Raw genomic sequence first — 12,713 nt, 5'->3', positions numbered from 1 at the left:
GAGCCTCTGGAAGCCGCGCCCACATTGCTTGTCGGCGTGTCGATCAAGATCCGCCGCGGCGTCTGGCCTCAGCCACGGCGCTTGCGCCACGCCACGCCGAGCAGTCCCAGCCCCGCCAGCATCATCGCGTAGCTTTCCGGCTCGGGCACGGCGGCGATGCTGACGTTGTCGAGCCCGGTGGTTTCAACCACGCCGGCGATGTATTCGCCGCGCACATACAGCGCAACGACGTTGGGCAAGGCGCCGAGGAATTCGCTCTGGCTGACCAGCGCGCCGTTGAGGCTGCCCTTGTGCCAGCCCGTTTCGGAGAGGGGGACGGTGTATTGCGTCCAGTCGCTGCCCGGGTTGGCCGCGCTCTGGTAAACGTAGGCCTGATTGTTGACGACCATCACCACGTCCGGGTCATCGCGCCACTGGCTGAAGCCCGGCGCTACGGTGACTTTCTGTGCATAGGACAGCGTGCCGCCATAGTAGGGTGTCAGGTTGCCGAGAAAACTGCCCGGCGCGCTGAAAAAGAACGAGCCGTTCGACGGGTCGGCGAAGTCGATATAGCCGCCGGACTGGCCGCCAGCCGCCAGATGATTGGGGGTATAGCTTGCGTCTGGCGCGGCGTACTGGTTCGACGTGACAAAGTCGACGACGGACCAGCCGTCATTGCCGGTATCAAAACCGGCGGACCGTGCTGCATGGGCCGTGGCCGGCAAGGCCAGCGAGACGGCGATGGCAAGCGCGCGAAGGGGAATAGGCATGGGTGGGTTCCTCGTCCTGTGTAGTATCGGCTGGCGCTCGTCAGCGGCGCGTGGCGCCGGGTGCAAACGCTCGTGTTGAGCTGGACGGGGGACTGGTGCCGCGGTGATCGCCACCCGTCACGACAATGGCATGTCGTGGTGCAGTCTAATCAGCTTGGGCGAGATTTTCAAGTCATTGAAATTTCTGGTTTTTATATTCTTTTTCGCAAATATCCTGCGCTACCCCGCACGTGGCCCATCGTTGCCGACCGTGCGCCAGGCGGCGTCGCCAAAGCGCTCCCGATGCTCGCTGGGGGCTGTCTTCGCCCGCCCGGAAAGCCAGGCCCGGCAATACTCCTGGGCCGGGCCGATGATCAGCGCCGGGTAGATTTCCGGCGGCAATGGCCGTAGCGCGCCCGATCGCAGATGCGGCTCGAACCACTCGAACAGCCGTGCAAAGTGCGCGCGGCTGGCCTGGTCGTGCTCCACGCCGCGTGGGCCGGCCGCCACCGCGCCGCGGGCGTGGAAGACGAAGCGCGCCAGCTCGGGGTGCGCCACCACCCAATCCACATAGGCATACACCAGCGCCTTGATGCCGGCCTCGGCGCTATCGGCCCGCCCGAGCAAGGCCGTCTGGTTTTGCGCATGGTCGCGCATGCCACAGATGAACAGCTCGGCGACGATCCCCTCCTTATTGCCAAAGTGATGGTAGATGCTGCCGATACTGGCGCCACAGCGGGCACGGATGGTCTCGACCGTGGTGGCTTCGATACCGGCCTCGTTGAAGCAGGCGAGGGCGGCATCGAGTATGTCTTGCTTGCGGTTACGCTTTTCAGTCATGGCGGGGCTTGAAATAGAATTTAATTCTAGAATATTATTCTAGTCGGCATCTGCGAAATGCCAAGTGCAGTTTTCGTTATCGAGTCGAATAGGAATTCAAATCATGAGTCAAATGCTTGAAATGTACAAAATGGCAGGCAAAGAGCAGTTCAGCCAGATGGTGTGCCAGGTCGCACCGTATTTTTCCACCATTTTCCCAGAATTCGTCGAGCTGCGGCCGGGCCGCGCCGAAGTACTGCTGCGCCATCGCCGCGAGGTGACTAACCATCTCGGCACGATACACGCGATCGCAATGTGCAATGCCGCCGAGCTGGTGGCGGGCACGATGACTGATGCTTCTATCCCGACCGGCGCGCGCTGGATACCCAAGGGCATGACCGTCGAGTACCTGGCGAAGGCCAAAACCGATCTGACGGCCGTCGCCGATGGCAGCGCAGTGGATTGGTCGGCCATGGGCGACATCGCGGTGCCGGTCGATCTGTTCGATACGGCGGGCAACAAGGTGTGTGCTGCGCGCATCACGATGAACGTGAAAGCCGGCTGACGGCGGAGCGAGGCCGCATCGCGCGATTGATGGTGATGCGGCCGCCGGGGTTCTATACTGAAATTTGAAAAATAGACGAATCCGCCACGGGAGCGGTTGCGCAATGCGGGACCAGAGGGAGGCCCGCCCACGATCTGATCTCAGCGCCGCCGGGCGCCAAGGAGGGCATCATGGCTATCGCCAATTCTTTGCAGCGCTACCTGCAACAGCATCATACCCAGTATTACGTGTTGTACCACGAGCATAGCAATTGCAGCATGGATACCGCGCACAAGGCCAACATCCCGGCCGACAGCCTGGCCAAGTCGGTCGTGCTGCGCGATGGCGCCGACTACCTGATGGCGGTGCTGCCGGCCAACCGGCAGGTTGACCTGCACCTCGTCGACCAGGCCACGGGCGGGCGCTACTGCATCGCGCACGAATACGAGTTCTCACCGCGCATGGGCGATTGCGAGCTCGGCGCGATTCCGCCGGTCGGCGGTGCCTACAATATGAAGGTGCTGGTCGACGACGCGCTGACCTGGAACCAGGATATCTACTTCGAAGCCGGTGACCACGAGGAGCTGGTCCACATGAAAACCGGTGAATTCATGGACCTGATGGTCGATGCCTCGACCGCGTCGTTCAGCCGCCGCACGATGTGACGACGGCCTGCCGGTGGCTTGATGCCATGCCGCTGGCGAAACAAAAAGGCGAGGTCATGGACCTCGCCTTTTTGCTGGCATCGCCTGGCTTACTTGGCGTCGCCCGATACGGTTTCGAGCACCGTCCACTGGCCGTTGTCGACCTTGTAGACCGTGATGTCGCCGTTCTTCAGGTCGCCCTTGTCGTCATAGGCGATGTTGGCCGAGGTCACGCCACCCATCTGCGTCTTGGCCAGCTCTGGCAGGTACTTGGCCGGCTCGGCCGAGTTGGCCTTCTTCATCGCGTTGATCATGACCATGGTGGCATCGTAGGCATACGGCGAATAGATCTCCATCGCGCCGAACTTGGCCTTGAAGCGGGTCTCGAAGTCCTTGCCTCCGGGCATCTTGTCCATCGGCAGGCCGGCGAGCGAGGCGATGGTGCCGTTGCCGTCGGGGCCCGCGAGTTCGAGGAAGGTCGGGGTACGTGTCATCTCGCCCGAGATCAGCGTCGTCTTGATGCCAAGACGCTTGATCTGCTTCGCCATCGGCGCTGATTGCGCATCGGCTCCGCCGTAGAAGATCACGTCAGGCTGCTTGGACTTGATCGAGGTGAGGATGGCGGTGAAGTCGGTCGACTTGTCGTTGGTGAACTCACGCTTGACGACATCGCCGCCGGCGGCTTTCGCCGATTTCTCGAACTCGTCCGCCAGGCCCTGGCCGTAGGCGGTGCGGTCATCGATGATGGCGATCTTCTTCATGCCGAGCTTGCCGACGACGTACTTGCCCATCACACCGCCTTGCTGCGTGTCGCTGGTCATGGCGCGGAAGGTCGTCTTGTAGCCCTGCTGGGTGTAGGCCGGCGCGGTGGCCATGGCGATCTGCGGAATGCCCGCGTCGGAGTAGATCTTCGAAGCCGGGATCGACGTGCCCGAGTTGAAGTGACCGACGACACCGTTGACCTTGGCATCGACCAGGCGCTGGGCGATCTGCGTGCCGGTTTTTGGGTCGGCCTGATCATCCTCGGCCACCAGCTCGAACTTGACCTTCTTGCCGCCGATCTCGGGGTGCTGGGCATTGGCATCGTCGATCGCGAGCGCGATGCCGTTCTTCATGTCGGTGCCGTAGTGGGCTTGCGGGCCAGTCAGCGGTGCGGCGAAGCCGATCTTGACGACTTCCTCGCTGGCCGCGGCGGCTGCTGGTGCGTTGGCCGCAGGGGCAGCCTGCTCGGGCTTCTTGCCGCAGGCGCTGAAGGCGAGGGCGGCGGCGACCGCCAATCCGAGTGTGTGCAATGTGGTATTACGCATGGTCTTCCTCTCGTGTGTTGACGCCCGGTACATGGCCGGGCGGTGGTGCTGAAACTGGAGGGTGCCGCGAAAAACCTGCCGTGCGGGCGACATGCTGCGTGGCGCTTGCTCGTTTGCGGCGGTTTTCCGGCGCCCTGGCGTTTACTCGCTCAGGCTCATCAGGCTCGCATTGCCGCCCGCGGCCGTGGTGTTGACGCTGACCGCCCGCTCGGAGACCAGGCGGTACAGGTCGTGACGGCCATCGGGCTGGGCGCGCAGCAGCGGCACGATGGCGCCGTCGAGCGATGCCAGCGACTGGCGCAGCGCCTTTTCGCTGGCCGCGTCGCCATCGAACAGCACAGCGTTGGCTGCTGCCACGGCCTGTTCGTCGATGGCCGCGTGCTCACCCAGCACGGCGGCCAGGTCACGCCCGGCGGCGCTGGCCGGCAACAGCACCCGGTTGCCGCAGGCAAGCGCGGCGGCGGCTTGCAGGGCCAGCGTGTGCAGGTCTTCCGCAATGCAGGCGATGTCGCCGCGCGGTGCGAAATGCAGTGTGTCGCGTTCGCCGGTCGGGCCGTCGAGCTGCAGCTCGCGGCGTAGCGGGCTGGCCGCATCGTATTCGAAGATCAGCGCTTGCAGGGTCTCGCGCCGGTTGGCGGAGACGCCGCCGAGTGGCGAGTTTGCCAGCCGCTTGAGGCCATCGAGCGTGATGTCGCGCGTCGCCTTGCCCAGTGCCGGGCGCTGCTCGACGCGGGTCAGCCGGTGCAGGTAGAGCGGCCCGCCGGCCTTGGGGCCCGTGCCGGACTTGTTCTCACCGCCGAACGGCTGCACGCCGACCACGGCGCCGACGATGTTGCGGTTCACATAGACATTGCCCGCGTGCACACCGTCGATGATGCGGTTGATGGTCTCGTCGATGCGGCTGTGTACGCCGTGTGTCAGGCCATAACCGGTTGCGTTGATGTCGCCGATGACCAGGTCGATCTCGGAGGCCTCGAAGCGCACGATATGCAGCACCGGGCCGAAGACCTCGCGCTCGAGCTCGCGGATGCTGCCGATCTCGAACACCGTCGGCGCAACGAAGGTGCCATTGGTGCATTCCTTCAGCAGCGGCGCCTGGTAGCTCCATCTGGCGTGCGAGCGCGTCTTGTCGATATGGGCGAGCAGATTGTCCTGGGCTTCAGCGTCGATCACCGGGCCGACGTCCACCGCAAGCCGCGACGGGTTGCCGATGCGCAATTCCTTCATCGCGCCCTTGAGCATGTCGATCACCTTGTCGGCGATGTCGGACTGCAGGTACAGCACGCGCAGCGCGGAGCAGCGCTGGCCGGCGCTATCGAAGGCCGAGCTCAGCACGTCGCCGACCACCTGCTCGGGCAGCGCCGAGCTGTCGACGATCATCGCGTTCATGCCACCCGTCTCGGCGATCAGCAGCGGCGCGTCGTCGCGGGCCGCCAGTGTGCGGTTGATCAGCTGGGCGACCTCTGTCGAGCCGGTGAACATCACGCCGGCGATGCGCCGGTCGCGCGTCAGGGCCGCACCGATTACTTCGCCACGGCCAGGCAGGAACTGCAGCACATCCTTGGGGATGCCCGCTTCATGTAAGAGGCGTACCGCCTCGGCCGCGATCAGCGGCGTCTGCTCGGCGGGCTTCGCCAGCACCGGGTTGCCGGCTGCGAGCGCCGCGGCGGTCTGGCCGATGAAGATGGCGAGTGGGAAGTTCCACGGGCTGATGCAGACGATGGGGCCGCGCGCTTCGCTGTTGCCAAGCTCGGTTGCCGCCTGTGCCCCGTAGTAGCGGCAGAAGTCGATTGCTTCGCGCACCTCGGCGATGGCATTGGGCAGCGATTTGCCTGCCTCGCGCACCGCCAGCCCCATGAGGGCCGGCATGTGCTGTTGCAGCAGATCGCCGGCACGGGTGATGCATGCCGCGCGGTCGGCGGCCGGCGTGGCCGCCCAGTCTGGCGCGGCCTTGATGGCAAGGGCCAGCGCGGTCTCGACATCGGCGGCTGTGGCTTCTATCACGCTGCCGACGACGTCATCGAGATCGGCTGGGTTGCGCACCGGCAGGGCATCCCTGCCCACGACGACGCCCGTGCCGAGCACCGGCGCGGCCTGCCAGGGCTGATTCTCGCTCTGGCGCAGGCCCTGGCCCAGCTGTTCGAGTACCTGCTCGTTGGACAGGTCATAGCCGGCCGAGTTGGCGCGCGTGTCGCCATAGAGCCGGGCCGGCAGCGGGATGCGGGCATGCGGTTCGCCGGCGAGCCTGGCCGCGTCGGCGACCTGGTCGGTGACGAGCTCGTCGATCGCCACATTCTCGTCGACGATGCGGTTGACGAAGGAGCTGTTGGCGCCATTTTCGAGCAGGCGGCGCACCAGGTAGGCAAGCAGCGTTTCATGCGAGCCGACCGGCGCATAGACGCGGCATGCGCGGCCCAGCTTGTCCGGCCCGACCACCAGCTCGTACAGTGTTTCGCCCATGCCGTGCAGGCACTGGAACTCGTAATCCTTGCCCTCGCCCATGTGGTAGATCGCCGCCAGCGAGTAGGCGTTGTGGGTGGCGAACTGCGGATAGATCGCATCCTGCGCCGCCAGCAGCTTTTTGGCACAGGCGAGGTAGGACACATCGGTATACACCTTGCGTGTGTACACTGGGTAGCCGTCGAGGCCGTCGAGCTGGGCGCGCTTGATCTCGGCATCCCAATAGGCGCCCTTGACCAGGCGTACCATGAAGCGCTGGCCCGAGCGGCGCGCCAGGTCGATGATCCAGTCGATGACGAAGGGGCAGCGCTTCTGGTAGGCCTGCACCACGAAGCCGATACCGTTGAAACCCTTGAAGTCAGGATCGAGCGCCAGCGCTTCGAGCAGATCGAGCGAGAGTTCGAGACGGTCGGTTTCCTCGGCGTCGACATTAAAGCCGATGTTGTATTGCTTGGCGAGCAGCAACAGCGCCTTCACGCGTGGCAGCAGCTCGTTCAGCGTGCGCTCGTGCTGGGCGCGGCTGTAGCGCGGGTGCAGCGCCGACAGCTTGACCGAGATGCCGGGGCCCTCGTACACGCCGCGGCCGGCGCTGGCCTTGCCGATGGCGTGGATGGCCTGCTCGTAGTCGGCGTAGTAGCGCTTGGCGTCGTCGTCGGTCATCGCCGCTTCGCCGAGCATGTCATAAGAGAAGCGGAAACCGCGCGCCTCGCGCTCACGGCCGTTGTCGAGCGCTTCCTCGATGGTTTCGCCGGTGACGAACTGCTTGCCCAGCATGCGCATGGCGAGGTCGACGCCCTTGCGCACCAGCGGCTCGCCGCCACGGGCGACGATGCGCGTGATTGCGTTCGACAGCGATTTCTCGCTGCTCGTCGACACCAGCTTGCCGGTGATCAGCAGGCCCCAGGTGGCTGCGTTGACGAACAGCGACGAACTCTGGCCCAGGTGGGCGCGCCAGTCGCCCTTGCTGATCTTGTCGCGGATCAGCCGGTCGGCGGTCTCCTGGTCGGGGATGCGCAGCAGCGCTTCGGCCAGGCACATCAGCGCCACACCTTCGGTGCTGTCGAGCGAGAACTCGTGCATCAACGCATCGACACCGCTCGACTTGGTGCGCTTGCCGCGCACGTCGGCGACGAGCTTGCTGGCGAGACGCTGGATGGACTGGACGGTCTGTGCCGGCAAGGCTGCCTGGCTCAGCAGGGCTTGAACGCATTCGCGTTCGTCGCGACGGTAGGCTGAGGTGATCGCGTCGCGCAGCGGGGATTGCGGACGGGACAGGGCGCCGAATTGCATAGATTTCTCCTGCCGGTTTTGCTCCCGCGACGATTCTCGTGGAATGTCGGGGCCGGACGTTGTGGTTGGCACGGCGAGCGAGGCCGGCAACGTGGGCTCGTCACGCCTTGTGCCAGGCAGTTACCGCGCAGCACAAGACGCTGTTATCGGCGCAGATTTAGCGACAATTGAAACGCTGCGACCATTGGGGAAAGTCGCAATCCGCGCGGCGGACGGCGGGATGACCGGCCTGGCACGCTGTGGCAAACTGCGCGCATGACCGATACCCCGCGCCTGCCCCCTGGTTTTATCGCATCGCTGTGTTCGCTGCTCGGCGAGCGGGCCGTGTTGCGCGACAGCAACACGATGGCGCCTTACTGTATCGACCAGCGCCAGCGCTATAGCGGGCCGGCGCTGGCCGTGCTGCTGCCGGCCAGCGTCGAGCAGGTGCAGGGCATCGTGGCGCTCACCCGCGCGGCGGGCGTGGCGATCGTGCCGCAAGGTGGCAATACCGGCCTCGTCGGCGGCGCCACCCCACTGGCCGGCGGGCCTGCCTGCGTCGTGCTCTCGACTGCGCGCATGAAGGCCGTCCGCGCCTGGCAGGACGACACCATCACCGTCGAGGCAGGCCTGATCCTCGATGAGCTGAACCAGCTCGTCGCCGGGCGCGGGCAGTTTCTGCCGATCGACCTCGCCTCGAGCGGCTCGGCGCAGATCGGCGGCCTGATCGCCACCAACGCCGGCGGCATGCGCGTGATCCGCTACGGCATGATGCGGCGCCAGGTGCTGGGCCTCGAAGCGGTGCTGCCGTCGGGCGAGCTGTGGTCCGACCTGCGGCCGCTGCTCAAGAACAATAGCGGTTACGACCTCAAGCAACTGCTGATCGGCTCGGAAGGCACGCTGGGCCTGGTCACCGCAGCAACGCTACGGCTGGCGCCGTTGCCGGCACATACCGCAACGGCCTTCGTCGCCTTGCCCTCGGTGGCCGCCGGCCTGCGGCTGCTGGCCGCGCTGCGCGAACACGTGGCAGAGTGGCTGTCCGCCTTCGAATTGATCAGCGAGCCCTGCCTCAGGCTGGTTCGCGCTGCCGAGCCGCGCTTGCAGGCGCCCGTGGCCTTCGATCAACCCTGGTATGCGCTGGTCGAGGCCTCTGGCAGCGTGGACGAGACTGCCCTGCAGGCGGCGCTGCTGGCGGCTTTCGAGCAGGCCGGCCTGGCTCAGGCCGCCATCGCCCAATCGCAGGCGCAGACCGATACTCTGTGGCGCTGGCGCGAACAGATCCCCGCTGCGCAAAAACACGCGGGCGGTAATATCAAGCACGATATCGGCGTGCCGAGCGCGGCGTTGCCCGAATTTGTCGCGGCGGCGGACGCGGCGCTGCGTTCGCGTTTCCCTGGTGTCGAGATCATCGCCTTCGGCCATGCCGGCGACGGCAATCTGCACTATAACGTAGCGCGCACGCGTGATAAGCCGGCCGACACCTTCCTCGATGAAGCCGAGGTCAACGCCATCGTCTACCGCGAGGTGGCCCGCGTGGGCGGCACGCCGAGCGCCGAGCACGGCGTGGGCCAGCTCAAGCGCGGACTGCTGCCGGCCTGGGCCGGGGAGACCGGCATGCAGTGGATGCGATCGATCAAGGCCACGCTCGATCCCGATGGGCTGTTCAACCCCGGCAAGCTGTTGTGATAGGCCGCGATGGCAGGCCCAGCTTGCCGAAACGGGGATTGGGCAACACGATTGCGGGCTAGTGAAAACCCTTGTTTTTGTAGAGGATGTCCTGCGCTTTGACCTTGATCAATTTCTCTTCGCATGGGGGCCGCTAGAGTGTCCGGCGATAACATCTAGGTGGAGATACATCCCATGCGCGACTGGCTACCCAAACTCGGCCTGCCGGAACTGATCATCAAGGGCCGGCGTCTCGTGCCCATCGTCCAGGGCGGTATGGGCGTTGGCGTGTCGGCGCACCGCCTGGCCAGCGCCGTGGCGCGTTGCGATGCCGTCGGCACGGTGGCGAGTGTCGACCTGCGACAGCACCACGCCGACCTGATGGCGCGCAGCAAGGGCTGCCGCGACCCGGAATCGCTCAACAAGCTCAATATGGAAGCGCTCGATCGCGAGATCAAGATGGCGCTGTCGGAATCTAACGGGCACGGCCTGGTGGCGGTCAACGTGATGAAGGCCGTCGATAGCCATGCAGAGCTGGTGCGCCAGTCCTGCGAGAGCGGGGCACATGCGGTGGTGATGGGGGCCGGCCTGCCGCTCGATCTGCCGGAACTCACTGCCGATCACCCGGATGTCGCACGCATCCCCATCCTGTCGGACGTGCGCGGCATCTCGCTGGTATTGAAGAAATGGATGCGCAAGCATGTGCTGCCCGATGCCATCGTGATCGAGCACCCGCGCCATGCCGGCGGTCATCTCGGTGCCCCGAAGCGGGAGGACATCAACGATCGCCGCTTCGACTTTGACGTGGTGCTCGAAGGTGTGGCCAAGCTGTTCAGCGAGCTCGGCATCGAGCGCGAGCGCATCCCGCTGATCTGCGCCGGCGGCATTCATCGCCATGACCAAGTGCGTGAGCTGCTGGGACAGGGGGCGTCGGGCGTTCAGCTCGGCACGGCATTCGCGATCACCGAGGAGAGCGATGCCCACCCGAATTTCAAGAAGGTGCTGGCGGAGGCCAAGCGCGAGGACATCGTCGAGTTCATGAGCGTCGCCGGCCTGCCGGCACGTGGCGTGCTGACGCCCTGGTTGAAGAATTACCTGCGGCGCGAACAGCATCTGCAATCCAAGGCAAAATGCGACGAGTCGCGTTGCACTCAGGGCTTGCACTGCCTGACGGCTTGCGGATTGCGGGATGGGCTGCAAAAATTCGGACAGTTCTGCATCGACACCCAGCTTGCGGCAGCGATGCGCGGCGAAGTCGGCAAGGGCTTGTTCTTCCGGGGTGCAGGGCCCACGCCGTTTGGCGCGGCGATCAGGCCCGTGCGCGAATTGATCGAGTACCTGCTGACCGGCAACAAGCCGGCCCTCGCCTAGGGGCGAAGACGGCTTCAGCCGGTATTCAGCAAACTGTCGCTAAGCTCGGGGCTGGCCCACCGTTGAGGTGCGCCGGCCTTTCACACAGATAGAGAGTACCGCTCATGTATCACGGAGAAAGACTCAACAGCATCACCCATCTGGTCGGCGCCGCGTTCAGCGTCGCCGGCATGGCCATCCTGCTGACGATCGCAGCGCAGCAAGGGGATATCTGGAAGCTCGTCAGCTTCAGCATCTACGGCTCCATGCTGGTCCTGCTCTACTGCTTTTCCACGCTGTACCACAGCCTGCAGGGCCGGGCGAAGGCGGTATTCCAGCGGCTCGACCATACCGCGATCTACTTGCTGATCGCCGGGACGTATACCCCGTTCACGCTGGTCACGCTGCGCGGGCCATGGGGCTGGGCGCTGTTTGGCGCGAACTGGGGCCTGGCGCTGATCGGCATCGTGCAGGAGCTGTGGCTGGGCAAGCGCACGCGCGTGCTGTCGCTGATCATCTACTTCGTGATGGGCTGGATGATCGTGTTCGCCATGAAGCCGCTGATCGCGGCGTTGCCCACCGGCGGCCTGGTGCTGGTGGCGGCGGGCGGCTTGGCCTACACCGTCGGCATCATCTTCTACGTGATCGACGAGCGCATGCGCCACGCCCACGGCATCTGGCACCTGTTCGTGCTGGTCGGCAGCATCTGCCAGTATCTGAGCGTGTTGCTCTACGTCGCCTAAGTGCGGCATACCCGCGCCGCTTCAGGGTTGGTCGCCAGGCGTGCCCCACTTGGCCGGCGGGGCCGAGTCCAGCGTGATTGGCCGGTCGTTGGGTAGTATCGCCGCCGGCTCGTAGCTGGTGTAGCCGGGCTGCTGGCCCAGTTCCAGCGCCGAAAAGACGCTCGAATGGATGCGCTGGCCATCCGCCACGCGCCGGCGGATGCGCTCGATATCGAGCTTCTCGCAGACCTGGCCGACGAGGCCGAGCTTGCGCATGGCATCTTCGTAGGAATGGCGGATGGCTTCGCCGACATCTCGATTGGTATAACCCGGTATTTTCTCCGGCACGATGCCCGGTAGCCCGCCACGCCTGGCCTGGTTGAGCATCCACACCAGGGTGATGTTGGACAGGTCATCGCCGGCATAGCCGCCGCCGATATTGGTGTGAACCCCTCGGAACCAGGTTTCGTCAACCTCCTGCCCGTGGCTGGCAATCCAGTAGCTTGCATCGAACGGCTTGCGCTGCTCGTCGAGCGCCAGTGCGTGGGCCACATGATGGACGTTCGGCGGGTTGATGCGGTGATAGCGGTTGACCGAATCCTGCATCGCCAGCGAGCCCACGGTATCCCATAGCCCCAGGAAGTCGAAGCGTACATTGAACGCCCAGTTGCTGATCAACGAGGTGTCGAGCGGCTTCTGATCCCGGTAGATCTGGTACAGGCCGAGCAGCGTCTCTTCCTTCAGCAGCCGCGGCCCGATCGGCAAGCCGAGCAGATCGACGAAGCCCACCAGGCTGCGGATGGCGAAGGCGCCGCGGCTGAAGCCAAAGCCGTAGATGCGGTCGCCGGGCTCCCAGCGCACCGCGAGGAAACGGTAGGCATCGCGGATGCGTTCGGACGTGCCCGTGCCGGTTGCGCCCTCGAACAGCCGGTGCAGCCAGGCGCTTTTCTCGCCGCCCACGCCGTTGAGGTAGATCGCCGCGCCATCGCCGAACGACGCGTCGAGTGGCGCAATGTAGCCATAGGCGTTGTCGTCGAACGCGCGCGCGGCACGGGCCGGCAACGCCCGTTGGGTGAAATACTGCCAGGTCTTGACGATGTTGGAGGGCTCGACGACTTCTTCATTGGACACCGGGTCGCGGTCGGTTTGCCCGGGCTGGTTCCAGGTGCCGTCTATGCAGACGATCCAGGTGCTGTTGCTCATGC

General features: G+C 65.1%; 10 protein-coding genes. 5 read left to right on the top strand and 5 right to left on the bottom strand.

The annotated features are described in order from the left end of the window. Positions 1-68: 68 nt before the first annotated feature. Both ABWL39_RS11945 and ABWL39_RS11940 read right to left on the bottom strand, forming a co-directional pair. On the bottom strand, positions 69-749 hold the full coding sequence (locus ABWL39_RS11945) for a laminin B domain-containing protein (RefSeq protein ID WP_367791043.1): 681 nt from the start codon (positions 747-749) through the stop codon (positions 69-71). Between the two features lie 219 nt (positions 750-968). Further along, on the bottom strand, positions 969-1,568 hold the full coding sequence (locus tag ABWL39_RS11940) for a TetR/AcrR family transcriptional regulator (RefSeq protein WP_367791040.1): 600 nt from the start codon (positions 1,566-1,568) through the stop codon (positions 969-971). A gap of 103 nt (positions 1,569-1,671) precedes the next feature. On the opposite strand from ABWL39_RS11940, the gene ABWL39_RS11935 reads away from it, so the two are divergent. Together ABWL39_RS11935 and ABWL39_RS11930 are read left to right on the top strand one after the other, a co-directional pair. Beyond that, positions 1,672-2,112 (top strand): hotdog fold domain-containing protein, encoded by a 441-nt coding sequence (locus ABWL39_RS11935; protein ID WP_367791055.1) that lies wholly within the window; start codon positions 1,672-1,674, stop codon positions 2,110-2,112. Positions 2,113-2,282: 170 nt separating this feature from the next. Beyond that, entirely contained in the window at positions 2,283-2,756 is a 474-nt protein-coding gene (locus ABWL39_RS11930; RefSeq protein ID WP_367791037.1) for an aminoacyl-tRNA deacylase, read from the top strand. 89 nt (positions 2,757-2,845) lie between these two features. Here ABWL39_RS11930 and ABWL39_RS11925 read toward each other — a convergent pair whose 3' ends face one another. Together ABWL39_RS11925 and putA are read right to left on the bottom strand one after the other, a co-directional pair. After that, positions 2,846-4,042: a branched-chain amino acid ABC transporter substrate-binding protein gene (locus ABWL39_RS11925; RefSeq protein ID WP_367791034.1), complete on the bottom strand. Its 1,197-nt coding sequence runs from the start codon at positions 4,040-4,042 to the stop codon at positions 2,846-2,848. A gap of 141 nt (positions 4,043-4,183) precedes the next feature. Further along, complete coding sequence (gene putA, locus ABWL39_RS11920) at positions 4,184-7,837, bottom strand: trifunctional transcriptional regulator/proline dehydrogenase/L-glutamate gamma-semialdehyde dehydrogenase (RefSeq protein WP_367791052.1); 3,654 nt, start codon at positions 7,835-7,837, stop codon at positions 4,184-4,186. A gap of 210 nt (positions 7,838-8,047) precedes the next feature. Here putA and ABWL39_RS11915 point away from each other — a divergent pair, with 210 nt between their 5' ends. The 3 genes from ABWL39_RS11915 (at position 8,048) to ABWL39_RS11905 (ending at position 11,529) form a co-directional block, all read left to right on the top strand. Further along, positions 8,048-9,457, top strand: coding sequence for an FAD-binding oxidoreductase (locus ABWL39_RS11915; protein WP_367791031.1), 1,410 nt, complete (start codon positions 8,048-8,050; stop codon positions 9,455-9,457). A 174-nt stretch (positions 9,458-9,631) separates the two neighbouring features. Next, positions 9,632-10,807 (top strand): NAD(P)H-dependent flavin oxidoreductase, encoded by a 1,176-nt coding sequence (locus tag ABWL39_RS11910; RefSeq protein WP_367791028.1) that lies wholly within the window; start codon positions 9,632-9,634, stop codon positions 10,805-10,807. A gap of 104 nt (positions 10,808-10,911) precedes the next feature. Continuing rightward, positions 10,912-11,529 carry a hemolysin III family protein gene (locus tag ABWL39_RS11905; RefSeq protein WP_367791025.1) on the top strand — a complete coding sequence of 206 codons (618 nt, stop codon included), beginning with the start codon at positions 10,912-10,914 and terminating at the stop codon, positions 11,527-11,529. 21 nt (positions 11,530-11,550) lie between these two features. Here the strand turns inward: ABWL39_RS11905 and ABWL39_RS11900 are convergent, their stop codons facing one another. Further along, the gene (locus ABWL39_RS11900) at positions 11,551-12,711 is read right to left on the bottom strand and encodes a DUF2235 domain-containing protein (RefSeq protein ID WP_367791022.1); all 1,161 of its coding nucleotides are present in this window, start codon (positions 12,709-12,711) and stop codon (positions 11,551-11,553) included. Positions 12,712-12,713 lie beyond the last annotated feature (2 nt).

Origin of the sequence: Chitinivorax sp. PXF-14 (assembly GCF_040812015.1) — a bacterium.
Classification (GTDB): domain Bacteria; phylum Pseudomonadota; class Gammaproteobacteria; order Burkholderiales; family SCOH01; genus JBFNXJ01.
The sequence above is the reverse complement of the archived record's forward strand: the minus strand, read 5'-3'. Positions and strand labels throughout refer to the sequence as shown.